The 25218-nt window shown below is 42.9% G+C and carries 18 protein-coding genes; 9 read left to right on the top strand and 9 right to left on the bottom strand.

The features are described from left to right. Positions 1-163: 163 nt before the first annotated feature. Entirely contained in the window at positions 164-3403 is a 3240-nt protein-coding gene (locus HWQ47_RS23175; protein WP_269968355.1) for a S41 family peptidase, read from the bottom strand. Between the two features lie 322 nt (positions 3404-3725). Here HWQ47_RS23175 and HWQ47_RS23170 point away from each other — a divergent pair, with 322 nt between their 5' ends. Next, on the top strand, positions 3726-4190 hold the full coding sequence (locus HWQ47_RS23170; protein WP_269968354.1) for a MarR family winged helix-turn-helix transcriptional regulator: 465 nt from the start codon (positions 3726-3728) through the stop codon (positions 4188-4190). After that, positions 4177-4416 carry a zinc ribbon domain-containing protein gene (locus tag HWQ47_RS23165; protein ID WP_269968353.1) on the top strand — a complete coding sequence of 80 codons (240 nt, stop codon included), beginning with the start codon at positions 4177-4179 and terminating at the stop codon, positions 4414-4416. Before HWQ47_RS23170 ends, HWQ47_RS23165 begins: the two co-directional genes overlap by 14 nt. 167 nt (positions 4417-4583) lie before the next feature. Here the strand turns inward: HWQ47_RS23165 and HWQ47_RS23160 are convergent, their stop codons facing one another. Then, on the bottom strand, positions 4584-4907 hold the full coding sequence (locus HWQ47_RS23160) for a hypothetical protein (protein ID WP_269968352.1): 324 nt from the start codon (positions 4905-4907) through the stop codon (positions 4584-4586). A gap of 317 nt (positions 4908-5224) precedes the next feature. Between HWQ47_RS23160 and HWQ47_RS23155 the strand changes: the two genes are divergently transcribed. Next, positions 5225-7486 (top strand): nitric-oxide reductase large subunit, encoded by a 2262-nt coding sequence (locus tag HWQ47_RS23155; RefSeq protein WP_269968351.1) that lies wholly within the window; start codon positions 5225-5227, stop codon positions 7484-7486. Between the two features lie 85 nt (positions 7487-7571). Beyond that, a complete protein-coding gene (locus HWQ47_RS23150; RefSeq protein WP_269968350.1) occupies positions 7572-8561 on the top strand; it encodes an alpha/beta hydrolase in 990 nt (329 codons plus the stop codon). 101 nt (positions 8562-8662) lie between these two features. Here the strand turns inward: HWQ47_RS23150 and hmpA are convergent, their stop codons facing one another. The 3 genes from hmpA to HWQ47_RS23135 all read right to left on the bottom strand — a co-directional run bounded on the left by hmpA (position 8663) and on the right by HWQ47_RS23135 (position 11598). Beyond that, positions 8663-9865, bottom strand: a complete 1203-nt coding sequence (gene hmpA / locus HWQ47_RS23145) for an NO-inducible flavohemoprotein (protein ID WP_269968349.1) — start codon at positions 9863-9865, stop codon at positions 8663-8665. Between the two features lie 75 nt (positions 9866-9940). Further along, positions 9941-11230, bottom strand: a complete 1290-nt coding sequence (locus HWQ47_RS23140; protein WP_269968348.1) for an NnrS family protein — start codon at positions 11228-11230, stop codon at positions 9941-9943. Between the two features lie 59 nt (positions 11231-11289). After that, positions 11290-11598, bottom strand: a complete 309-nt coding sequence (locus HWQ47_RS23135; RefSeq protein ID WP_269968347.1) for a hypothetical protein — start codon at positions 11596-11598, stop codon at positions 11290-11292. Between the two features lie 296 nt (positions 11599-11894). On the opposite strand from HWQ47_RS23135, the gene norR reads away from it, so the two are divergent. From norR to dbpA, 4 genes are all read left to right on the top strand, one after another. Next, the gene (gene norR / locus HWQ47_RS23130) at positions 11895-13496 is read left to right on the top strand and encodes a nitric oxide reductase transcriptional regulator NorR (protein ID WP_269968346.1); all 1602 of its coding nucleotides are present in this window, start codon (positions 11895-11897) and stop codon (positions 13494-13496) included. A gap of 280 nt (positions 13497-13776) precedes the next feature. Next, positions 13777-15192: an MFS transporter gene (locus HWQ47_RS23125; RefSeq protein WP_269968345.1), complete on the top strand. Its 1416-nt coding sequence runs from the start codon at positions 13777-13779 to the stop codon at positions 15190-15192. Between the two features lie 178 nt (positions 15193-15370). Beyond that, on the top strand, positions 15371-16054 hold the full coding sequence (locus tag HWQ47_RS23120; RefSeq protein ID WP_269968344.1) for a DUF3313 domain-containing protein: 684 nt from the start codon (positions 15371-15373) through the stop codon (positions 16052-16054). A gap of 336 nt (positions 16055-16390) precedes the next feature. Continuing rightward, the gene (dbpA, locus tag HWQ47_RS23115; RefSeq protein ID WP_269971837.1) at positions 16391-17767 is read left to right on the top strand and encodes an ATP-dependent RNA helicase DbpA; all 1377 of its coding nucleotides are present in this window, start codon (positions 16391-16393) and stop codon (positions 17765-17767) included. A gap of 211 nt (positions 17768-17978) precedes the next feature. On the opposite strand, the gene HWQ47_RS23110 is transcribed toward dbpA, so the two are convergent. From HWQ47_RS23110 to HWQ47_RS23095, 4 genes are all read right to left on the bottom strand, one after another. Beyond that, entirely contained in the window at positions 17979-20273 is a 2295-nt protein-coding gene (locus HWQ47_RS23110) for a DUF1028 domain-containing protein (protein WP_269968343.1), read from the bottom strand. 224 nt (positions 20274-20497) lie between these two features. Next, positions 20498-21217: a DUF6445 family protein gene (locus HWQ47_RS23105; RefSeq protein WP_269968342.1), complete on the bottom strand. Its 720-nt coding sequence runs from the start codon at positions 21215-21217 to the stop codon at positions 20498-20500. A 125-nt stretch (positions 21218-21342) separates the two neighbouring features. Continuing rightward, complete coding sequence (locus tag HWQ47_RS23100; protein ID WP_269968341.1) at positions 21343-22332, bottom strand: FUSC family protein; 990 nt, start codon at positions 22330-22332, stop codon at positions 21343-21345. 168 nt (positions 22333-22500) lie between these two features. Further along, on the bottom strand, positions 22501-23670 hold the full coding sequence (locus HWQ47_RS23095) for a GGDEF domain-containing protein (protein WP_269968340.1): 1170 nt from the start codon (positions 23668-23670) through the stop codon (positions 22501-22503). Positions 23671-23921: 251 nt separating this feature from the next. Between HWQ47_RS23095 and HWQ47_RS23090 the strand changes: the two genes are divergently transcribed. Continuing rightward, on the top strand, positions 23922-25196 hold the full coding sequence (locus HWQ47_RS23090) for a hypothetical protein (RefSeq protein WP_269968339.1): 1275 nt from the start codon (positions 23922-23924) through the stop codon (positions 25194-25196). Positions 25197-25218 lie beyond the last annotated feature (22 nt).

Here is a 25218-nt window from a genome sequence, read left to right as displayed (position 1 = left end):
CTTGTTCCGGGATCCATTCTTTATTCGTTATCTTCTGATTAAATGGGTATTGGACTATTGAAGGTTGTGTTTTAACTGTTCGGTAGGATTTAAATCTAGCCTCTAATGGGACGATATCCCATTAGAGGCTCTCTTTTTAGCGCGAATTAAGGCAGTAAATATATTACTGACCTAACTCAGTTGGGAAAGCCGGTGGAGTATCATGGCGCACAGGCTTAAAGTCTTTTAACTGTTGCTGAACTTCTATAATGGCACGATCTAATTGAGGATCTTTATCTTTATTCACGGCAACCGGATCTAATTCCACTTCAATATCTGGCGTCACACCTTCATTTTCAACACGCCATTCATGATCTGGGGTAAAGAACCTAAAGTTTGGCACTGTCACTCGGCCGCCATCAATAAAGTTACGGTTGGCAGAAATACCAATTAAGCCCCCCCATGTTGTTTTTCCTATTAAAGTCCCGAGTTCTAGACGCTTAAATGCGTAAGGTAAAAAATCGCCACCGGAACCTGCATCTTGGTCAATTAACATCACTTTAGGGCCATAAATTGCCCCTGCTGGCGTGTCATAAACCATATCACCTGAACGGTATTTCCAGCCCGACAAATGCTGACGGCTCAATACATCAATAATATAGTTGGCGGCTTGACCACCACCGTTACTGCGTTCATCCAAGATAATGCCCTGACGATCAACTTGAGCGAAAAACATGCGGTTAAATGAGGTGTAACCAGCTGTTGTGGTGTTGGGTAAATACACATAGCCCACTTTGCCATCAGTTGCTTTTTCGACATATTTACGGTTGCTTTCAACCCAGTTCCAGTGACGTAAATTGAAATCTGATTTAATTGGTTCGACCACAAGAGTGCGGGCATTGTTAGCTTTGCCATCGTGGCTAATGGTTAAGCGAACTTGTTTATCCACCTTGCCGACAAACAGTGAATAGAGATTAACGGAGGCATCTACCGATTGACCATCAACTTCTAGAATGTAATCACCAACATTAATCTTATTGCCAGGTACCGCCAATGGTGCTTTAAGGTGCGGATTCCAAGCTTCTCCAGTGTAAATATTGGTGATGCGGTAAAGGCCCTTATCGATTTGAACATCAGCGCCTAATAACCCCACTGATATCGTCTCTTCACGGTGAACATCACCACCGACAATATAGTTATGACCCACTTCCATTTCTGAAATCATGTCACGCATTAAGCTATTTAGATCTTCACGGCGACCGACATGTTTTAGTAGTGGTTGGTATTTATCGTATACCGCCTGCCAATCCAGCCCATGCATGTTGGGGTCGTAGAAATAATCACGCTCATTGCGCCATGCTTCGTCGAATATTTGAGCCCACTCTTGGACTGGATTAATGAGGGCTTTAACATCTGCGGTGTTTAGTGACTTAACTTCAATCGTTTCTGCAATTTCGGCAGTAGAAATTTCATTGCCACTTCCCACTAATAATAATTGCTTTCCATCAGCAGAAACGGTAACAGACTCAATATTGTCAGCCACATTGTCTACTTTACGCTCTTCGAAATTGAAACGTTTTAACTGTGAAGTGTTTAATGGGTTGCCATCAATTTCAATACTAGAGCCTATTTGCACCCCTTCAATGAAATACAAATTGTTGTCTTGTGCAACCGTTAATCCCCAGTAATTACGTTGTGGTACTGGCAGGGATATAATTCGCGATGATAGGCCTTTGATGTCGATGTTAGGCGTAGAAGCCTCGCTATCTTTTTCGTCTTCATCCTTGCTGCCGTCAAGATGGCGATATGCTTCGTCAGCAAGTTTAGGCATTAATGGTGATTTACCCTCTGTTTGTAATACAGCAGCATATAAGCCATAACGAAGCGGTTGCTCTTGGCTGGATAGGTCGAGTCCGAATGCGGTTAATCCTTTGTTTGTTGAAGAGGCAAAATACAGATACTGACCATCTGGACTAAATGCAGGTTCTGCATTATCACTCATGCCATCGGTGACTTTATGGTGTGACTTCTCAGCAATATTGTATAAATACAAGTCGCGCAAATAGTTAGTGTTATTTTGGGTATAGGCTAACCATTTGCTATCAGGCGAACTCACCACATCATAACGTGTCATCGCAATATTCTTCATGACTTTGGTTTTGTTACCAGACTTAAGCTCAATTAACCATAAGGCCATATTGGAGTCACCATAAACGATATGTTTCCCGTCAGGCATCCAATTAAACAGGGTAAAGTCGGCGGTATGCTTGCCTAAATCGACGTTTTTTTGGATCTGTCCAAACTGATCCGCCAATACCAACTGATAGTCTCCCCCTTTATCTGTGATATAGGCAACCTGTTCACCAAGGGGTGACCACAAAGCATCACGCTCATTCTGACCCGATGTGTTGGTCAAGTTGTAGGTGCTTCCATCCTTTACAGGAACGCTAAACACTTCACCACGGGCACTTAGCAGTACTTGTTTGCCTGTCGCTGAAATTTGACTGCTGGAGAGTGCTGGCATTGCATCTTTCCATTGGCTGCGACGTTGAGGCAAATCGGCTTGAATATCGATATTAAGCTGACGGCTTTTACCTGATAGGGTATCAAGTACAAATAATGCGCCGCCCTTCTCGAAGACAATATCAGTGCCAAATGCATTGGCATTAGCAATATCCCAATCACTAAAATGGGTAACTTGTTTTACCTGACCATGTTTAAAACTGTAGATGTTCTTATGCTTACTGCGATCTGAAATAAAATACACATGGTCACCAACCCACATTGGTGAGCTATCAGAAAAGTTACCGTGTGGAACCTCCTCATAACTATGCTGGTTTAGATCGTAAATCCACACTGGCGGCGTAGTGCCACCACGGTGATTACGCCAGCCATTTTTACCGCCATGGGCTAAGCGCTCAGGGTTATAAGCTAATTTAGAACCATCTGCATTCATTGTTCCATCTAAAACCACCGCCTCCATCACTTTGGTAGGGAAGCTGCCTTGCATAGGTACACTAAATAGTTGTCCGGTGCGGTTGTGTGCGATGTCACGACGAGAAGTAAATAAAATACTCTTGCCATCGGCAGACCAACTTTTCACTTCATCAACATCTGGGTGCCAAGTTAATCGTTGTGGTTGACCACCATCAACAGGTACCAGATACACATCACTATTACCTTCATAGTCGGCAGTAAATGCAACCCACTGACCATCTGGCGATAAATGAGGGCTATATTCATTGGCTGCATGGGAGGTAATACGTTTTACCTGTTTACCTTGTTGGTCAGATACATAAATATCCCCCGCATATACAAAGGCTAATTTATCTTGGGCGATACTGGGTTCTTGTAGTAATAACGTTTGTGCTTGAACGCTGCCAGCCAACATACATACTGCAGCTAGGGTTAGTTTTGTTTTCATTATTATTTATTCCTAGGCGATATAGTTTTATTTTTTCTTAAAACCAATATCTAACTCGTTATTTTTTTGTTGGTTACTTTTATGCCTGTAAATAATACAAGCATCAATTAAATCAATCTATAACTGAGACTTTAAAAATGTAACAGTTTTAGCATATGTCAGTGTTGAACACCGTTATCTCAAGTGCAAGTTTTATCAGATTTACTGTCGGTAGGGGTTGTGGAGTGATTATCTCGCTTTACACTAGGAGATTAGTCACTGAGTCTTTTGGCTAGAATGCATCGGGATTGACGATGTAATTTCGTTTGATAGAGTTGGAATTATGAAAATAGACGATTCATCTGAACAATTTATCTCTTTATACCAGAGCGTATATAGGAACCTTCATTCCTCTTGGGAAAACGATGTACAAAGGCCTTCCTCTGAGGCAATAGCGGTAATGAATCATCTTGTACTTAGTGGTCCTTTAACCGTTACTGAAGCCGCTAGCCATTTTAATCGTGCCCAATCTGCAATGAGTGAGCTTATTGATAGATTACAAGCCAATGGATATGTTGATCGGGTTAAAGATGATCGAGATAAACGCAAAACCTTTGTTTGGCTGACGAAAAGTGGCCGAGAAATATTTAATAAAACTCAGGAAGTGCTGGATAGAGAGTTGCTGGAAAACAGCATGGAACTATTAACAGCTAGCGAGCGCACTGCTTTAATTAAAAGCCTTGAATCTATCGCGTCCGCTTCTCAAACTATATTAACCAAGAAGAGACAAAAAGATGAAACATTCTAATCATTGTGAAAGTTGTGGTATGTCAATTAATGATGGTACTTATTGCCAGTATTGCACTGATGGTAATGGCAAGTTACAGGCGTTTAGCGAGAGATTTGAACGAATGGTTCAGTGGGTCATGAAGGAGAATAAAGAACTCTCTAGAGGCGGAGCTGAAAATACCACAAAGGAATACATGCGCACGATGCCAGCGTGGCAAAACCATCCCGATATACGAGAAACATAGCAAGTATGATCAAGGGCATCCAGCTAACTTTTAATTGAACGAAGCCTGTCTACTGCAGGCTTATTATCTCATTATCAATTTGCGAGTAAAATGTAGTTTTTATTAAACCGCTTCTTTATCTGTAGGCTCAACATTATCGAGCCTACTCTTATTGTAGCTATCGTGATTTAATCGCTAAAGCCTTCGCGTAGAAAGAGGTGACGTGTTTGATTAAAGTGTGACTCATCGGCTTGAATGAAGTCGATAGCTAGTTGTACGTTCTCTATGCGAAATTTAGGCAACTTAGCTATTTCGTACTCATTCATCACGATACTCATCGCTTCTACTGTCCATTCCGGTTCCCCTAGACCGACATCGGTTTCATCGGGATCAAAATGAGTCACCATCCAATCCTGAAGTTGCTCTGCAGTGATGCTTGAATCACTCCAAGATTTTAGAATATCGATGAGTGCTTGTTTACTGATATTAGGTTTCGTTGATGTGTCAGTCATAGCGGATAGGCTCTTATTTGGTTCATATTACATTTTCCAAAGAATAACCGAATTGTTCATTAAGAGCGAGGAGGAGGGTGGGCTGATATAGATAGGGTTGTAGGTTGAACCTTGACGGGATAGCAAGACGATTCGGTGCTGATGAAGGGAGGGGGCGATGAATTCAATCTTGAAATAAGTCCTTTATTTCATGACTTATAATTATTTGGAACGCCTAAAGTGCTTGCTATATTGTTATCCTCTTTAGGGCGTTTTACCTTGATTCATATAAAATGAATGTTTAGATTATTGGTACAACACTCCAAGTGGAGGCTACTATGGAACGCCGTAGCCGTAACGCTCTTATCGTTTTACTTGCTGTTTGTGTCTCTTCTTTTTCTGTTCTCTTGTTTATTGGTAGTGAAATTTACCGACAAGCTCCACCAATTCCCCAGATCGTCATTGATACAGAGGGAAATCAAGTTTATAGCTATGATGATATCGATACCGGTCAGATGGCATGGCGCTCTATGGGTGGTCATCAGCTGGGTAGCATTTGGGGGCATGGTGCTTACATCGCCCCAGATTGGACTGCAGATTGGCTCCACCGAGAACAGCTGGCTTGGCTAGAAGTTTCCGCCAACCGATTGTATCAGGATAAGTTTGATTTACTTAGCTATGAACAGCAGCTGATCTTAACGGATGCTTACCGACGTGAGGCTAGAAAAAATACCTATAACTCTGATGATGGTAGCATAACGCTGTCACCGGTTCGGGTTGCGGCCATTGCCGTGGTAACAGCACATTATGTTTCTCTGTTTGGTAATGAACCTGAGACAGAACAGCTACGTAATGATTACGCGATGATGGATAACACCTTAGGTACGCTGGAGCGACGGGAAGCTTTTACTGCTTTTGTATTCTGGACTGCTTGGGCTGCAATTACTGAACGACCAGGACAAGCGTATACTTACACCAATAACTGGCCCTATGACCCCACAGTGGGCAATGTGATCACCTCAGACTCCATTTTTTGGTCCATTTTAAGTATCGTTTTCTTGCTGGGTGGTGTGGGGGCCTTAGCTTGGTATCACTCCGCTATCAAGCATGATGAACTGCCCCACGTCGATGACGATCCTTTGATGGAGCGCAATGCGTTGCCAGCCCAGAGGGCAACCTACAAATATTTCTATACCGCTATTGCCCTGTTTGTGGTGCAGATCTTTCTTGGTGGGTTAACGGCTCACTATGGCGTTGAAGGTCAAGAGTTCTATGGTATTCCTATTGCCGATGTCTTTCCCTATTCGCTAACGCGTACTTGGCATACTCAAATTGCCGTATTTTGGATCGCGACCATCTGGTTAGGAACGGGACTGTTTGTCGCTACTGCTTTGTCGGGGCAAGAAGGAAAATACCAGAAGTTAGGCATTAACTTGCTTTGGGTAGCATTACTGATCGTAGTGGTCGGTTCTATGATCGGCGAGTGGCTCGCGATACAGCAAGATTGGATGAGTTTAGAAACCGGATATTGGTTTGGTCATCAGGGTCAGGAATATGTCGATCTTGGGCGTTTCTGGCAAATATTGTTATTTGCGGGATTGATGTTTTGGTTGGTGCTGGTCACGATGGCGGTGTACCCGGTATTTAAAGATAAGTCAGAGCAAAAACCGCTGTTTATCCTCCTTTATGTGTCAACCCTGTGTATTGGTTTTTTCTATGGTGCGGTCTTTATGATGGGTGAACATACCAACCTTGCCATCAACGAATATTGGCGTTGGTGGGTGGTGCATCTTTGGGTAGAAGGCTTCTTCGAAACCTTTGCTACTGCGATATTGGCCCTGATATTTGTTCGGCTGCAGCTTATTCGTGGCCGCAGTGCCACCTTTGCAGTTTTGTTCTCGACCGCGATATTTTTAACTGGCGGTATTCTCGGTACCTTACATCATCTGTACTTTACTGGAACGCCTACGTCAGTGATAGCCTGGGGCTCCATGTTCTCCGCCTTGGAGGTTGTGCCGCTGAGCTTGATCGGTTTTGAAGCTTATCAAACTTATACCATGGGTAATAAAGCGCCCTGGATGGCCAGATATAAGTGGGCCATTATGTTCTTTGTCGCTTCAGCTTTCTGGAATCTAGTGGGCGCGGGTTTACTGGGATTCTTGATTAATCCTCCAATCTCTTTGTACTTTATTCAGGGGTTAAACACCACTGCAACTCATGCACATGGGGCGTTTATGGGAGTTTACGGCATGTTGGGCATCGGTTTGATGTTGATCTGTTTACGGCACCATTTCGATCTGGATAAACGCACTAATAACTTACTTAAAGGATCTTTCTGGGCGCTCAATATCGGTCTCGCTGCCATGTTGAGTATGTCGCTATTACCTGTGGGATTAATCCAATTCCGTGCGGTACTTGAAAAAGGGTATTGGTATGCCAGAACCCCGGAAGTATTGCAGAGTGAGTTGGTGCGCAGTTTTGTCTGGGCACGAATGCTGGGGGATGTGTTGTTTATCCTCGGCGGTGTGTTGATGGGCTTGTTTGTGGCGAGCTTGGTAATAAAAAGCTACAGGATGAATCACAGTAAAAAAATATTATAAATCTATCGGTTTATTGCAGGTGGGGATGCTGCTTTATTTCTATGAGTAGACTCTATTTTTGTTGGGGAATAAAAGGGGTATATATATGCTATTTATGGTGACGAATAGACGGATTAATAATGGCGAATATGGTGATGAGGAGAGAGCCGGGAAAAAGTTTGATTATCAGTATGACTATTCCAGTTCTGATGGTGTCTTTACCAAAGCGGGTCGAAGGGGATTTGAGCAGACGTTAATGGCAGAGTTATCCCGACTAAAAGCGTCCGGAGTGAATACGCCTAAGGTGGGCATTTATATTCATGGCTACAACACAAATTACCGCGAAAGTGTGGATGTAGTACATGAGCTGGAACAGAAGCTCGGCAGTGATGAGCTCTGTGGCTACCCGCCTGTGATTGTGGGATTTTCTTGGCCTTCATCAGGCAAGGCGTCCATGTACCTGTCAGACCGGGAGGAGGTTCGGGACTCTGTCGGTGCTTTTACTCGTTTCTTGCTGGCTCTCAATGAGTTGGTTACCCGCAACGCCAGAACGTGTTTCTCGACCTCTTTTTGCATTGCTCACTCAATGGGGAACTACTTGCTGCGTAAAGGGATGGAGTATCTGTCCGATGATCTTGGTTCCCCTATGGGGCGGATGTTGTTTGATGAAACCGTGATGATAGCGCCGGATTTGGCATCGGGCGATATCGAACTCGACGGCAAAGGTCGTTATATTGCAGACTTCTCCCGCCGAGTGCATGTCTATTACTCAAAGCATGATAGGGCGTTGAAAGCTTCCAGTGTTAAACGGTTTGGCGGTGACCGGTTGGGACGCCATGGTATTGATGACTATTATAATCTTCGAGGTAATATTGTCGGGGTCAATGCCGGGAATTATGCTAACAGTACCGTACTAAAAGGGCTTGAGGATTCCCATGGCGAACAAGTGTCTGTTCACAGTGCTTACCGGTATCAGCAAAACATATTGATGGATATTTTGCAGGTGATCAGCAGTATCGACAGGGAGCAAATTATCGGTCGGCAAGCCTACAGCGATGAAGGGGGCGAGCTGCATAATCACTATTTGATTAAGTAGTTATCTAATCAGCTTAATTGAATTATTCATGCAGTATTAGGACTGGGGAAGGAGTCGAGTGCAATGATTTTGCCCTCAACTCCTGATTTTCAACTTAACCCTTACAGAGCCGAGTGTGGACCAAAGACTTCATAATGGATGCGATCATCACTGACGTTTAATGCAACGAGTTGCTGCTTGGCAAACTGCATAAAGGCAACAGGACCACAAAGGTAGAAGTCACCATCACTTAGAGGTAGTTGCGATTTCAATAGCGCTAAATTCATAAATCCTTGCTGAACATTAACGCTCAACTCTGTTTCACTCAGGCCACTGGCATCTCGATACCAGGTATGGTGCTGAAGGTTTATCTTTTCACTTAACAGGTTTACACGTTGATTAAATGAGTGTTGCTCTATATTTTCACAAGCATGTAAATAGAAGACGGGCTTATCAAATTGTTTATCGGCCAACATCTCCAGCATAGATTGCATAGGGGTGACGCCAACGCCAGCAGAGATAAGCACTACAGGTGCCCTACGTTCGACATAATGGAAATCACCCGCTGGTGGATAGATATCAACAATATCACCAACATTGAGGTGATCATGCAGATGGTTTGAGACAACACCGGGTATCCCAATGGCTTCACGTTTGACTGAAATTCGGTAGCTGCTGGCATTGGGTTTATCTGACAGCGAATATTGACGAATCTCCTGATACTCGTGATTAGTCGGCGCGACTTTAATGCCTAAATACTGACCCGACTCATAGTCAATCACTGGCTGCTCATCGATAGGACTAAAGGTAAAGCTGGTGACTAGGCTTGATTCTTCACGTTTATCTGTCACTCGGAACTGTCTTGCACCAAGCCAACCACCTGCTTGATTAGCACTCTTTTGATACAGTTCATCTTCACGTTGGATAAAGATACCAGCGAGTAGACCATAGGCAGCGCCCCAGGCTTCTTCAACCTCTGGCGTAAAAGCATCGGGGGCCAACTCTCGCAGAGTTTCAAGTAGATGGTGGCCCACTATTGGGTAGTGATCCGGTTGAATATTGAAACTTGTGTGTTTATGGGCAATACGTTCAATGGCGCCAGATAGAGCCCCTAAATTATCAATGTTTTTAGCATAAGCAGCGATGGCATTAAACAGGGCTGCGGGTTGGCCACCTATTTTTTGATGGCTCATATTAAAAATATCTTTCAGTTCAGGATTATGGATAAACATTCGTTGATAGAAATGTTCAGTGATCGCTGTACCAGCAGACTCTAAAAGGGGAATGGTGCTCTTAACTATGCTGATATGTTTTTCAGATAACATCTAAATATCCTTGTAATCTAAGTTGTGTTGTTATGATGTAATTTGATGTCGATTGAGATAAAAGGTAATACCAGCTTAACTGACTCTCTTGCTCATCAGGATGCGAGTGTAGTGCCAGACGAAAATGGAAAAAGCGCCTATCCAGCAGAAGGCACTGATGTCCCAAGCTAATATAGGCATATTGAATAGTGGCAGAATAAATCGTATTAGCGTGCCGATAAATACCAACGCGAAAGCGATATTCAACGATGGGAGCGGTTTAAGCGGTCTGCCTGTGTGGCCTAGAGATACTCTGGCAATCATAGCTAATATCATGCCACCTATGGTGCCAATGGTGATGAGGTGGAGTGCATCGGCAAAGCGAATTAAGTCGATATAATAGCTTAACCCTAATGCGATAAGTCCGAGTCCAAGAGCCAAATAGGCTGAGTGTAGAGACCACAGCAGTGGGACTTTTCGGGTGGAGATTGGATCCCAGAACCATAATCTCAATAGGTGGATAGTACCGGCACTGATTAAGGCGATGGCAGGTGTGAAAGGTAGTTCAAAAAAATAGCCGCTGAAGAAGATACAGACACCGATAATGGTGACCACAGGCAGAATGTTGTCGAGGATAGGTGTTGCTACCACTTTAGCATTGCTTGCGCCGCGTCCTGTAAAGAAAGGGATAACTCGGCCTCCAACGATGCCAACTAGCAGCCCGAAAGTTAAGACCGTGGTGCGGGCTAGGTGTAAAGCAAGTTCAGTATTGCCGCTATAATCGGCAATTAAAAAACTCATATTAAGCAGCATCATGACCGACAGCAGTGGGATAAATTGATAGTTTCGTCGACTCTTGGCCCTGATAACCATAGAAGCCAGAAAACCGATACTGGTTAACCACCAAACTCCCTGAAGAACAATAGCGAGTACCTGAACTCTAGGATCGTCACTCCAAAGTAAAATACGTACCATTAGCCAGATCAAAGTGAGAGTAAGCAGGGCACCGCCATTGATACTGCGCTTATTGGTCCAAGTTTGTGCTGCAGTCAGCAGGAAAGCCACCGCTATGGTTACACCGAACCCAAACAACATCTCATGAATATGCCAAGCCACTGGTGTTAAACCCGCAGTGGCTAGCGCGGGAAGGTATCCATGTAAAAAGAGGATCCATACTCCGATACTCAAGATTGAGCTTAAGGTACTGATAAGGAACCAAGGACGAAAAGCCAGATCCCATATAGGCAGTTGAGTAAAAGCTAATATCTTAGGTGGAAGGTCGATTTTTTCTTCAAGCTCCCCAGTTGAGTTTAGTTGTTGATTGAGTCTTGCCTTGCTGGCCTGTTGCTTACTTGGTTCATTTATCATATGAAGGGATCTGCTCATCTACTGCTCTTATTGATCAAATGCTAATTAAAAATAGTGGTCTATGTATATTGAGATGTTTAAAGTTGAATGCTGCCTAGTCCATGTAGGCCGATACAACGCATCACGTAACCTATTTTGACTGCTGTAGCTAAAAAAATGAGCGCAACATGGCTTGCTACTTGTGTCCATAAAGAGAAATATTCATCGTGGGTATAGCCAATAACGATGCAAATTATGATGCCTATCATGGAGATGGACATGATGCTATTACCACTAAGTAAAACCAGTGAGAAATTCCGGTTATGTTGGTTTTCTAAGTTGTCATTGTTAAGGCTAGACCATGTCGTTGAAAAGTGTGACTGAGTGACAGTGTTTGCTGTTCTCATACGTAGACTCCTTAATGTTGACTTGGTATCTTGTTGTCTATCGTGTGTGGAGCAACCTAGTGCTATTTTACAGCTTGATTGGACTTATTCCCCCTCACTCCATCTATTTAGCGAATACTGTGCCAACTATATATCTAGTTGTTTTTTAATGGTTTTAATTTACCTTGTTATTATTATGAGTCATTATGACCACATGGTAATGTAGTCATAATGACTCTTGTGGTGTTTTTTGTATCAGGTCATGCTAACTTGTGAATCAACGTAATAGACAAATCAATGAAGTAGAGAGGTAAATTATGGGGGAGATCTCATCGCAAACCCTAATAGAGTTAGCTCTGGATCTAGCCAATAGTTTAACCACCAAAGATAGATTCGAGCGTTTACTGAGCACCATCAGGCATGCGGTGGAGTGTGATGCCGTAGTTCTGCTTGATGTGCAGTCAGGCTTTCTTAAGCCGTTGGCACAACAGGGTCTGACTCCGGATACCTTAGGGCGTCGTTTTGAAATTACAGTCCATCCAAGATTTGCTGCTATTTGCGAGTCATCGACCCCGATACGTTTTGTCGCCAGTAGTCCATTACCCGATCCCTATGATGGCATGTTACTCGCCCACGAAGGTGACTTACCTGTTCATGCCTGTATGGGTTTGCCCTTAATGTCTGATGGGAGATTAATTGGGGTGCTTACCTTGGACAGTATGACGCCTAATGTTTTTGACGACATTCCCAAGGGAAGTTTAGATATCATCTCCGCGATGTCGGCTGCAACGCTGAAAACAGCCATTTTATTACAGGAGTTGGAACAGCATTCTTTGCATAATCAGCAGGTAGTGGCTGAGCTAACCCATGAAGCCTTGGTCAAAGATGGTGGGGAACTTATCGGCAACAGTCTTGCCATGCTTAAACTTAAGCGTGAAATAGATATGGTGGCTAGTTCAGATTTTTCCATTCTAATTGAAGGTGAAACCGGCGTAGGTAAGGAGCTGGTGGCCAGAACACTGCACCGACAATCTAAACGAGTCGAGGGGCCGCTGGTATATGTCAACTGCGCTGCACTGCCTGAAAGTCTCATTGAGAGTGAGTTGTTTGGTCATGTAAAAGGGGCATTTACCAGCGCTGACCGAAGTCGGATTGGTAAGTTTAGTTTGGCTGATGGCGGTACCATATTTCTCGATGAGATAGGAGAACTGCCGCTCTCGGTGCAGAGTAAGCTGTTAAGGGTACTGCAAAACCAAGAGATTCAGGTTGTTGGTAAAGATGATATCGAACGGGTCAATGTTCGTATCTTGGCAGCGACAAATCGTAAACTAAAATTGGAGGTGGCTGAGGGGCGTTTTAGAGCCGATCTTTATCATCGACTGAGTGTGTATCCCATTTCGGTTCCCCCTCTTCGGGTCCGTGAAGGCGACATAACCTTGCTCAGTGGTTATTTTATTGAGTTAACTCGAAGAAAGCTAGGTATGCAGCAACTCACGCTATCTGCCGCTGCTTTAGAGGTACTTAACCAATATGATTGGCCTGGTAATGTCAGGGAGCTGGAGCATGTGATCGCTCGCGCAGCTTTACGTGCCAAAGGCAGTGCAAAATCAGTGATTGTTCGCATTGGTTTGGCGCATATGGAGCACCTTGTCGCTACACAGTCAGAGTTACTAAGTTCGAGTCATCATTCTGGCTTGTCATTGCCAAGTGAGCAGAACTTAGATTCAACACCTGTTGTTGACATTAACTTGAAACTGGCTACCGAAGCATTTCAGCGCCGAGTGATCACTCAAGTCCTGTCCGAAGAATTTGGCAACTGGTCTGCGGCAGCAAAACGTCTGCAAACCGATAGAGCAAATTTACATCGTCTGGGTAAACGTTTGGGGATCCGCGTGGCTAAAAATATCGTCACGGATTAGGTGATGTCTGGAGAGTTTGCTTTACATAAAGAGCTGTTTAGCCTTTAGATTCAACTGACTTAGCGCCCTGCAATCATGTTAGTATCTTTACTACTGGTGGGGGCCGGGGTTAAAGAATTGTTCAAATGAGTAACAGTTCATTGCTTAGGTATCTTACATCGATATAGAAAAGAGATTAAATCGACATGGTGAAGTTTGCATCATTAACGCTAAGCCATTAGCTTGAATTAATTCGTAATGAAACTCTTTAATTGACAATTTAGAACCGGAAGATAATAAAATGAATAATAATACGGCTTCGGGGACGAAGCAGGGTTTTCCTAGAACATTTTGGATTGCAAACGGGGTAGAGCTATTAGAGCGTGCCGCCTATTATGGAGTGTTCATTGTGATCACTCTCTATTTGTCGCGCATTTTAGGTTTTACTGATGTTGAAGCGGCGTGGCTGGCGGGCTCATTTTCAGCAGGTTTATATTTATTACCCACCTTTAGTGGCGCTCTGGCAGATAAAATAGGTTTTAGAAGCGCACTCTTATTAGCATTTGCTTTGTTGACTATTGGTTATTCTGGCTTGGCAATATTTCCCGCACTACTTGAGGGAAAAGGGCTAGTCGAATATGGTAGAGATGTGACCTATCATGGCTTACAAAGCGCCGATATTCGCTGGGCGATTATTCCCATTCTTATTGTAATCATGATTGGTGGCTCGTTTATTAAGGCGGTGATCACGGCAACGGTTGCCAAATCCACTACGACGGCTAATCGGGCAAAAGGTTTCTCCATCTTCTATATGATGGTTAATATCGGCGCTTTCTCTGGTAAAACGGTGGTTAAGCCGTTACGTGAGTCGATGGGGGATCTGGGGTTAATTAATTTAAATTATTTTGCTGCGGGTATGACCTTAGTGGCGTTTATTAGTATCTTCTTTTTCTTTAAAAATGCCGAGTCCAATACTGAAGGCAAGTCTATGGCTGAGGTCGTTCGTGCCTTAGGAAAAGTGTTGACTAATGGCCGCCTGATCGCACTTATCTTAATCATTACTGGCTTTTGGATGGTGCAACATCAGTTGTACGCCACCATGCCTAAGTATGTTCTGCGTATGGCGGGTGAAGGGGCATCGCCATCTTGGTACGCTAACGTAAATCCGTTAGTGGTTTTCCTTACCGTGGGCTTTGTGACCTCATTGATGAGTAGGAAAAGTGCACTGTTCTCCATGACTATAGGCATGTTTATCATGCCATTCTCGGCCCTCTTAATGGCTTCTGGGAATATGTTGGAGGGCAATATTGACCTTGGTTTTATGCAGATGCATCCCATTGCAGCCATGATGATACTGGGAATCATGTTTCAGGGATTGGCAGAGTCATTTATCTCGCCACGCTTTTTAGAGTATTTCTCTTTGCAGGCGCCAAAAGGGGAAGAGGGGCTATACCTTGGTTTCTCACACCTGCACTCTTTTATCAGCTCGCTGCTCGGTTTCGGTTTGTCTGGTTACCTGTTGCAAGCTTACTGCCCTGATCCACGTACCTTCGAGTCCCATGAAGCTTGGGTCAGTGCGTCGGCCAATGCCCACTACATTTGGTATGTGTTTGCGGCAATCGCGACAGTGTCAGCGATCTCTTTGATTATCTATGGTGTGGTGATCAAGCGATTAGACGCCGATAAGCCTAATGATGTAGAGGCCGTTATAGCTTAAGCTAACGCTTCATCACTGTATTATTTTAGCCCCGTTTAGTCGGGGCTTTTTTATTTATCTTCATTATGTATTTTGAATATATAACTATCCCTAGCTCTTTTTTTTGAGTAAACTTCACGCAGCTAACACCATTACTACACTCCTGTATAATTATATTTAATCAAAGGTACGATCTTTTATGAAACTTTATCGAATTTTAGTGAGTGTCATGTTATTGATGCTTTCTGGTTGTGGTGTTATTCAGGATTACCGTCAGTCACAGATGTTTAGCACTTTTGATGACTTCAGACCAGGTCCTGATGGGGGGAGCGATCTAATTTGGGCTAAGCCAGGCATAAAGAGCATTCAAGACTTGAACGAGATACTTAAGCAGTATGATAGCGTTATGATCGATCAGGTTTGGTTAGTATTGGATGATAAGACTCGTTATGACAATTTATCTGAGCAGCAGATCGTCGAAGTCTCAGAGTATCTGATTGAGAAAATAAGAGAGAAGGCCTCAACTCATTTTAAGCTGGTGGATATGCCAAAAGAGAAGACCTTAAGAATAAGCGTTGCTCTAACGAATATTGAAACACCTAATCCTATTCTAGCGGTCACCAGTAGCCTACTTCCGATTGGACTCGGTATTTCCACGATTGCCAAGGTTGTCACTGGCGAGCACACCAATGTCGGTAGTGCTACCATAGAGATGATGATCAGTGACGCCAGTTCAGGGGATCCGATCGTTGCTGTTATCGATAGAAAAGCGGGCAGTAAAGATCTCAGTACCATGATCGATTCTACCGACGACGCACGTGATGCCGTTGATTGGTGGGTAGATAGAATAGCGTTAACCTTGAGAGGCCAGCTGGCTGAATAGGACGCATCTATTTCAATTAAGAACAAACCTAGCTGTGAATATTCGCCGCTAGGTGCATTTTAAAACATCTCCCACTTTAGTTTCTTCTTTTGTTGTTTATTCCAGTAAGCACTAAGGATGCAAGCAACTCATTTCAATACTTGCTATAATCACGCCCATTATTATCTAGCCGCAATATTGTCTATTTCACACGATAAGACCAGGCTCGATAAATTCGATTGATATCAGCGGTATATATAAATCATAGATTTGATTGTCGCTTTCATGATGAGTGTCTCGTCGTGATAAAAATAGGAATAGACCTTGAGCCAAGTTACCCCAAATGCAGACAGTAATATGTCATTTTCGACATTAACGCTAAAACCTGAACTAGTAGATAACCTAAAAACTATGGGCTACGACTCGATGACGCCAATTCAGGCTCAGAGTCTACCAGCGATATTAAATGGTGAAGATGTTATTGGCCAAGGTAAAACAGGTTCAGGTAAGACTGCGGCCTTTGGTTTGGGTCTATTGAACAAGCTAGACGTAAAGCGTTTTCGTATTCAATCTTTGGTACTGTGTCCGACTCGTGAACTTGCCGATCAAGTGGCGAAAGAGATCCGGACTCTTGCCCGTGGTATCCACAACATCAAGGTATTAACCCTATGTGGTGGCGTGCCTATGGGACCGCAAATTGGTTCACTTGAGCATGGCGCGCACATTATCGTGGGAACACCTGGGCGTATTATCGATCACCTTCAGCGTGAGCGTTTAAACCTTGAGCATGTTAATACGCTAGTGCTTGACGAAGCGGATCGTATGTTAGAAATGGGCTTCTTGCCGGATCTAGACTACATCATGGCTGAGATGCCTCGTGAGCGTCAGACATTACTGTTTAGTGCAACTTTCCCTAAGCAGATCCAGAAGATCGCTGAAGAGATCATGTTTAAACCTGTTGTCGTTAAGGTGACCTCCACCCATGACGATAACACCATCGATCAGCATTTCTATCAGCTAGAAAGCAATAAAGATCGCCAAAAAGCACTGCGTCTATTATTACTGCAGCATAGACCAGAGAGTGCCGTAGTTTTCTGTAATACTAAGCGCGAAACCAAAGATGTTGCTGCGACTTTAGCCAATGATGGTTTCAGTGTTGTGGCTTTGCACGGCGATCTTGAGCAGAGAGACAGAGACATCACCTTGATGCAGTTTGCTAACAAGAGTGCTTCAGTCATGGTGGCTACCGATGTTGCTGCACGTGGTCTGGATATCGAAGCCTTGGACATGGTGGTTAACTATGAGTTTGCCTATGACACTGAAGTGCATATTCACCGTATAGGTCGTACTGGCCGTGCGGGCAGTAAAGGCACCGCTTATACTTTCTTTAACAGCGAAGATGATTACAAGGTTAAGCTATTAGAAGAGTATCTTGATCGCGAAATCACGAGCGAAGCGTTACCACCAGAGAATTTGTTAGACACCTTGCCAACTCTGCCTAAAATGGTGACTTTGCAGATTGATGGCGGTAAGAAGAATAAGGTTCGTCCTGGTGATATCTTAGGTGCGTTAACTGGTGAAGATGGCATTCAAGGTTCTGAAGTGGGTAAGATTAAGATCACCGAATTCCGTTCATACGTAGCGGTTGATCGTAAAGTCGCTAAGCGTGCTCTGCATAAGATCACCAACGGTAAGCTTAAAGGCCGTACTTACAGAGCGTGGGAAATGAGGTAGTTTTTAGTCTAAGGTTCTAATTCATAGGAACTAGGCTTTAGATTACTGTTTATTAAAGTTAAATTTGAAAGGGAGTGGACTTAGGTTCATTCCCTTTTTTGCACATGGAGTGCTTATCTCAGATCGCAGCGATCGTGGTGGAAGGGATTTGTAGCCAATAGATTTGTAGTGTTTCAACTCATGTTCAACTTATCCAGAGTCATCCTCTGCTTTAATATAATTGAAGCGCGTATGGTGTACCTGGCAGTTCCACATCCCGATTATTTGCTGATGTGGGGACATAGGAGTCTAGAGCATAAAATGCGCCAGTACTGAGATGACCATCTAGGTATAAAAGCAACGCGAGTTGACGGCCGTTTTGATCACTGCCAACGGCGGTTAGGACACCAGTGTCATTAGGCCCTGGCTGTGCAAACGCTGTTTGACCAATGACCGAATCTGTTACGGTGATTTGAGTGCCTGTTTCATCAATGAATGAAAAGCCAATATGTTTACCGGAAGTGAGTTTATACATATCAAGTCCAGGGGCTAAAGTGAGCACTAAGTTTGACACATCCTGAGTACTCACATCAGTTCGATGAAGCTTGCCATTGGATGTGAATAAGTTATTGCCTGTAGCATAACTAAATACCCCTACATTAACGGGATAGTTCACTTGTTCAGGGTATTCTAAATCATCAGTAATACCATCATTATCGCTGTCTAAATCGAGGTAGTTGGCTTGCCCATCACCATCACTATCAGCGTACTCATCTGGGTCATATGGGGTTCCGGGTAACTCTATGTCTCGGTTATTAGCATTAGTGGAAACATAGGAATCTAGCGCATAAAAAGCCCCTGTATTGAGGTTACCATCTAGGTATAACAATAGGGCAATTTGACGGCCATTTTGATCATGCCCTACCGCTGTTAGTACTCCGGTTTCATTGGCTCCAGGTTGTGCAAAGGCCGTTTGGCCAATGACCGAATCTTTGACGATGATTTGGGTGCCAGTTTCATCGATGAATGAAAAGCCAATATGTTCACCTGAGGTCAGTTTATACATATCAAGTCCAGCGGCTAAAGTAAGCACTAAGCCCGATACATCCTGAGTACTCACATCAGTTCGATGAAGTTTGCCTTTTGAGGTGAATAGATTACTGTCTGTGGCATAACTAAATACACCGACATTAACGGGATAATTCACAAGACCGGGGTATTCTACTGCGTCAGTTATACCATCATTATCACTGTCTAAGTCGAGATAATCAGCTTGCCCGTCACCGTCACTATCAGTGTATTCATCTGGGTTGTATGGGATCCCGGGTAACTCTACATCTCGGTTATTAGCGGTGGTGGGAACATAGGAGTCTAACGCATAAAAAGCCCCGGTACTGAGGTTACCGTCCAGATACAAAAGCAGGGCAACTTGACGACCATGTTGATCATTGCCAACGGCGGTCAACACTCCTGTATTATTAGCCCCTGGTTGTGCAAAGGCTGTTTGGCCAATAACCGAATCTTTTACAGTGATCTGAGTGCCAGTTTCATCTATAAATGAAAATCCGATATGCTTCCCTGGAGTGAGTTTGTACATATCTTGACCCATCACTAAGGTCAGCACTAACTCTGAAACGTTTCGTGTACTGACGTCTGTTCGGTGAAGTTTGCCATTTGATGTGAATAGGTTGTTGCCAGTGGCATAGCTAAATACACCTGTATTTATGGGATGATCAGCAAGGCGAGGGGATTCAAGGCGATCAGGGATCCCATCGTTATCGGAATCATGGTGCTGATTTAGCAGAAGTTGCTGTTCTTTAAAAGATAGAAAGAGTGATTGTAATTCATCTATAGGGTCAAGATTACGGTCAAGTGGTCGAGCAACCAGATGCATAAATGGCATGGCAATATTATCATTTGGTTTGGCTACACCTAGATAAGCTGACGCTGAAGAGGTTTGTTTACAACGACTATCGGCACCATGCTGCTTAGCGGCTTGCATTGCCGCCATAAGTTTATGGCTTAAGTCTGCTTCCTCACTGATAAAAGCGTGTTCCATAGCGCTTAAAATAGACGGTCCAGATAAAATGTTTCCTGCGATAGCGTAGGTCCTGCCAAGGATATGATTTTTGTAGTCTGTCGAACTCTGTCCAGTGTAAGCAGCACTATCAACTTGTCCTTGAGCGTCAATAGTCGTGGCTAAATTTTGACGTATTTCAGGACGGTTTTGGGCGTCATTTTCTTTAAGCCAATTGATAAGTTCTATTGCTGAGAGAGTGTCTTGTATTTGAGAGATTGCATTGCTGGTATTGGTGTAATTAACATAACTTTGAGTATTTACAGCCCCTTTATTTGGTACAAGTTTAGCCACACGGGATAGGTCAAAGTTATGAATGCAGGTGGCTATTGCAGTGCCCACCTCTCTCGTTTCTGGATCTACTGCCACGATTGAAAAAGTAGCGTAACTTGTTTTACTAATGACTAAGGTAAACCAAATTAAAATTGTAATATAGGCAGTTCTGGTCATCGGCATCATCTTTTACGAAAGGATTCAGGTTGCCAGATTGTAACATAAAATGTTTTTAATTTTACATCTTGTGGTTTTTAAATCTTATTTATAAGTATTTTAAAGGGGTGTGTGCTATTTACTGGTGGCTAGATCTACCCACTTTTGATGGTGCAAGGCTGGTTCTGATATGTTTGTTCTTATGCTGGTATACAACACTCTATGCTTAAATTAAAAATTAGCCATTATTTTTCGGTCATCCAGAAAAATGTCACTGCCAAACGTTTATCCCGCTTTTTTTTACCAAAATAGCCACTAGCACTGTGTACAATATTACTCTTAAACAAAATTAATCGGTTAAATTTGTTTTCGATACAATAATCTTCATACCATGCATCAGCAGGTAAACTATTGGTTTTTAATGCATCAACCAAATTATAATAAGGATCTTCTACCAAGTTCCCACCTGCGGCACCATTGGCATATTTTAGTCGATAGAATGAAGTGCCAGAATCTGCAGCTGGATTTAGGCTTAAATATAACACTGCACCATAACGGCATAACTTTCGGTTATCTACATGAGGTCTTGCTTTACCTTCATCAGCCCCCACTAAAATAACCGTATTTGAATCGACAACAACTTGCTCGTCTTCTTCTACCCATATTTTATCTTTACCTATTTCTCCTTTGACCCAGTTCTCCACTTTGAGTAATTCATCTTTTTTTAGTGCTTTACCTGCGCGCATACCTGGCCATAACTCTTTGGTATAAGGACTCCCTAATTTCCATTTTTTTGTGTCTTTATTAAAACAACGATTAGCAATTGTCACAGCTTCTTGATGTGAAAAAAAATTATCCACAATCCAATAGTTCACATTCAGTTTAGGCTGTTCGTAAGGTAAAGTGACGGTGTTGTAAGGGATTGTTTTATTTGCTAAATGGTCAGAAAATTTTGTGTGTCTCATGTCATTTTCTCTAAAGTGAGTTGGCGTTATTATCTATTATCAAAGTATGCACGTTTTAACATAAAATCAACACTGATTGAATTGTTTCACGTAAAAAATATTAAGGCATTATCGCCCTAGCGAGCTTAAGGTTTATTAGGCCACCATCTTCTTCCAAGACGTAGCAAGATCAAGCTCACTGCAACCCAAGCACAACCGATCAGAGTATCAATAAAACGCCATTGGATCAGAGATTCATCGCCCCCATTTTGCTGCATAGCTAGATCGACGACAAGCAAGGCGAATATAGTCGTTAACCAATTATGAAGTATGTAATTTTGTCGTAATAATGTTGGCATAAAAAGCGCTGTTAACATAATAATAAAAGGGAAAGTCCAGTTGGGGAAAAATATAACGACCAGATAAGCACAGATGACTCCCATTAAAGTGCCAATAATGCGCATGCCTATTTTTTTCCAAGCGTTTGCTGCATCAACATTCATAACGAAAAGAACCGTTAGACCAACCCAGGACTCATGCTGCGCATTGAGCCAGTGGGCAGTTAAAATTGAAGCTAAGACCGTCAATGGTAGAGCCAAACCGTACAATGGGCCATTGATGTGACCCGTTCGCAGATCGTGCCATTCAGTGGAAAGCGACCAGCCTGTTGCCTGCGTAGGAAAAAAGCGCCCTTGAATTAAGGTCAGAAGCAGCGCGAATGCCGCTCCGCTAAGATAAGCCATTGCTGTTGTCAGTGTTGCTGGACCGCCCACTTCTTCGAGTACAAAGGCGGCAGCCACAAATTTACCCAGTAAAGCAAAGTATTTTTGTTCCGGTTGGGGTTGACCTGCAAGAAAGCTGATAAGAACAAGTGCCATAATGGTCAAATCTCGGTGACCGACAAGTAACTTACCAAACATGCCAGCGGATATTACCAATAGCATTCCCCCCATCATCGCCATTACCTGATGCTTGGAATGACTGCGGGGATCGAGTCTTAGGGTAAACATGGCTCCAAGCGTGACAAATACCGATATTGTGCTGGGTAGCCACGGAGCTAAAAGTAGCGGTGTGCCCATCGCTATGGCGTACAAGCCACCACGGATCCAATCATCTTTGCTTGGTGTTGTTAACACATCTGTCTCCAGCAATTTTCTTGGTCATTTATAGATAAATTCGTATTAATAAGAATGGATTTTAACAGATGTATCGCTGGGGAGTAGAGCGTGCTGCGAATGGGATGACAACAGAGGTAATTAAAACATTTGCATGTTATTTAGGTAATAAACGTTAATTGAAGGTCGCTAACCTTGTGCCGTTTTTTTCTCTTTATACATTTTGTGATCGGCAGTCGAAACAAGGGAGTCTACGTTTTCACCGTCGGCTGGATAAATAGCTGAGCCCATACTGGCACCTAAATTAAAATCTATCCCATTGATAGCAAATGGCATTGTTATCCGTTCTCTTAATAAGGTAGATAGATTTTCCAATTCCTCTTTGTTGGTTATGTTTTTTATCAATACACAAAACTCATCTCCCCCCATACGACAGACAAGATCTGTTTCACGAGTACAGCTAGTTATTCGCTTAGCAATCTCCTGTAGTACCCAATCTCCATATTGATGACCATAGGTGTCGTTTATCGGTTTGAACTTGTCCAAATCAACATAAATAAGTCCAAAAATATTACCGAAATCCCTTGCCCTATGTTCTATTTCTGCTGCTTCTTCTTCAAATTTACGACGGTTTGCCAATCCCGTTAGTTCATCATGATGTGCTTGATGCTCTATTAATTTTTGCATCTTTATCATTTCAAGCATTTGATCTTTTAAAGTAATACTATAAGTTACCTCATTTAACGCACCTTCGGACATCTCTATTGATTTACGGATCATTAGCATGAGCCCTATTAGTAAAAAGAAAGATGAAAAAGCGATGACTCCTTTACTGTGATCGTCGAATCGGGTTAGTGCATGAAGAAAAATCATGGGGAGAATAATGATGCCGTAGGCAATGTAATATTCCGGAAAACTAATATTGCTCACAAGAATAATGGCAAAGAAACACACCAAAAAAATATAATAAAGCTGTACATGATCAAGTGGCACATCGGCCAATAAAATGAAGGGACTAATACCAAATAATACGGCAATGAATAAGCCAAGAAAAAAGCGTTGGATTAGCTGTTTTTTGAGCGTGAAATAATCCATGTTTAACGCCACTTGGGCGTTGCCTTTTCTGTCAACTACATAGATAGTAAGGACGATAACTGAAAGTGCGCCTTGCCAAATAATCAATGAAATCAAAGTCGATTTTAAATAAAATTGATAGCCACATAGTATAAGTGAGGCAATGAGTAGTAGGGGCGAGTTTTTAATGCTTTGGCTAAAATAACGAGCGATTCTTGTCGTATAGAGACGAGTTTCAAATTCATTATCAGGTGAAGAAAATAATAAAAACAGATTCCTTTGCATTGTATCCTACATCGCTCATTTTTCTTAGGTACCGCCTTAAAAATACAGCACTTAATCATTATAGGTGCTCTAGGAAAAGGCGTAGTTGAAAATAGTCATATTCTAGAACATTCCCCTTAATTGATGAGATTCATCTTTTCCTGATATTTGTGAACTTGACCTGTAAGGTCTATGTTGAGTTATTAGCCTGCATTTGGTGCGTGATATCGAATGCAGAGATTAAATCTCACTAGGGTATCAAGGAAAAATATATGAGAGTAATAGTTGCTACGGTGATCTCAATCTGGATGCTTGTCTACCATCTTAATGTGTGTGCAGGCAGTTTATCACCGGAGCTGGTTAATGGGGTTTATGATCTGGCTCAAGCTGAACGTAGCGGTGCTGGGCAGACCCAAGAGTTGCTGATACAACTTGGGGAGCATCAGGGGAAAACCGTCATTGCGACAGCGGGTTGTCAGCGTTGTCCTCCGGCGATCTACTCTTTTATGAAACAGGAATCTACTGAGCTTCAACGTGCCGTCTTCTTTAATAGCATGGGGATTTATCTGATTCATTATGACGACAATACTTTTGTATCTGTGATGGCCGATGGTTTGTTAGGTAAAGCAATTTGGAAGAATATCGCTTACATAAACGTGTATCGAAAGCGAGGAACACCAGGGATAGATCTTAGTACTGCAAAAGTGTTTGTAATTACTGAGTCAAAGCGGCTAATTACTGGGGAAGGAGTCGAGAAAGTTGTGATAGAAGGTGGTAGTGGTCACTATTACAGTGCGGCTAGGTATCAGATAAATGGAAAGAGTTATGATCAGTTCGAGCTGACGCTTGATCCTGAAAAATCAGTGTCCCTTGAGGGAGATAAGTGTAGATCTTGTACTCAAGATCGTTTTGTCTATGTTGCAGAACTCAGTCAGGCAATAGGTAAGCCTGTTTATGAGATGGGCAATATGGGACGGTTTATGATTGAGGAGTCAAAGGGAGTATTCTTCTACGCGAAGGCCAAATTAGGCAAAGCGCTTTGGGATAAAAACAGCCATTATAATCTGTTTGCCCAAGATCCAATCTATGTTCGTACGCTTACTGCGGATAAGAAGATGCAGCAGGATATTGATAACACCTTAGCTAATTATGCGCTGTTGGCTAAAAATGCCGTGGATGCGCGTTATCGTCAACAAGATGCTGAGCGTACGGCGAGCAATCGACTTCCCAATCGAGGCTTGAAGGATGACAAACTGCAGCAGCAAGCACTAAATGCAGCAAAACAGCGTGCCAATAAAGAGTCGTGGAATGAGTCTATTCTCGATGCATATATCCGGGATAATGATTGGATAATACTGCGAAATAAGCTGACTGGGATCCAGACTGGGCGTTACATTGCCGGTGTGATTGTGATGCAGAGACAGGATGGTTTATGCAGCTATCAAGCAGTGCATTTTGCTCAGCAATACAATGGCGTTGATTATCAACAAACCTATGTTTACAGCATAGATTCTGGGCAGGAAAAGCTGGATTGTAGCAAGTTGTGAGCTGTATGAGGTAACTTCAATC

Source organism: Shewanella sp. MTB7 (genome assembly GCF_027571385.1).
GTDB lineage: Bacteria > Pseudomonadota > Gammaproteobacteria > Enterobacterales > Shewanellaceae > Shewanella.
Note: the sequence above shows the minus strand (reverse complement) of the source record. Positions and strands in the feature narration are given on the sequence as shown.

What these genes read in the sequence shown, in the direction of transcription:
- HWQ47_RS23175 (WP_269968355.1), bottom strand. Translation starts at nt 3,403, where the DNA reads ATGAAAACAAAACTAACCCTAGCTGCAGTATGTATGTTGGCTGGCAGC.
- HWQ47_RS23170 (WP_269968354.1), top strand. Translation starts at nt 3,726, where the DNA reads ATGAAAATAGACGATTCATCTGAACAATTTATCTCTTTATACCAGAGC.
- HWQ47_RS23165 (WP_269968353.1), top strand. Translation starts at nt 4,177, where the DNA reads ATGAAACATTCTAATCATTGTGAAAGTTGTGGTATGTCAATTAATGAT.
- HWQ47_RS23160 (WP_269968352.1), bottom strand. Translation starts at nt 4,907, where the DNA reads ATGACTGACACATCAACGAAACCTAATATCAGTAAACAAGCACTCATC.
- HWQ47_RS23155 (WP_269968351.1), top strand. Translation starts at nt 5,225, where the DNA reads ATGGAACGCCGTAGCCGTAACGCTCTTATCGTTTTACTTGCTGTTTGT.
- HWQ47_RS23150 (WP_269968350.1), top strand. Translation starts at nt 7,572, where the DNA reads ATGCTATTTATGGTGACGAATAGACGGATTAATAATGGCGAATATGGT.
- hmpA (WP_269968349.1), bottom strand. Translation starts at nt 9,865, where the DNA reads ATGTTATCTGAAAAACATATCAGCATAGTTAAGAGCACCATTCCCCTT.
- HWQ47_RS23140 (WP_269968348.1), bottom strand. Translation starts at nt 11,230, where the DNA reads ATGAGCAGATCCCTTCATATGATAAATGAACCAAGTAAGCAACAGGCC.
- HWQ47_RS23135 (WP_269968347.1), bottom strand. Translation starts at nt 11,598, where the DNA reads ATGAGAACAGCAAACACTGTCACTCAGTCACACTTTTCAACGACATGG.
- norR (WP_269968346.1), top strand. Translation starts at nt 11,895, where the DNA reads ATGGGGGAGATCTCATCGCAAACCCTAATAGAGTTAGCTCTGGATCTA.
- HWQ47_RS23125 (WP_269968345.1), top strand. Translation starts at nt 13,777, where the DNA reads ATGAATAATAATACGGCTTCGGGGACGAAGCAGGGTTTTCCTAGAACA.
- HWQ47_RS23120 (WP_269968344.1), top strand. Translation starts at nt 15,371, where the DNA reads ATGAAACTTTATCGAATTTTAGTGAGTGTCATGTTATTGATGCTTTCT.
- dbpA (WP_269971837.1), top strand. Translation starts at nt 16,391, where the DNA reads ATGTCATTTTCGACATTAACGCTAAAACCTGAACTAGTAGATAACCTA.
- HWQ47_RS23110 (WP_269968343.1), bottom strand. Translation starts at nt 20,273, where the DNA reads ATGACCAGAACTGCCTATATTACAATTTTAATTTGGTTTACCTTAGTC.
- HWQ47_RS23105 (WP_269968342.1), bottom strand. Translation starts at nt 21,217, where the DNA reads ATGAGACACACAAAATTTTCTGACCATTTAGCAAATAAAACAATCCCT.
- HWQ47_RS23095 (WP_269968340.1), bottom strand. Translation starts at nt 23,670, where the DNA reads ATGCAAAGGAATCTGTTTTTATTATTTTCTTCACCTGATAATGAATTT.
- HWQ47_RS23090 (WP_269968339.1), top strand. Translation starts at nt 23,922, where the DNA reads ATGAGAGTAATAGTTGCTACGGTGATCTCAATCTGGATGCTTGTCTAC.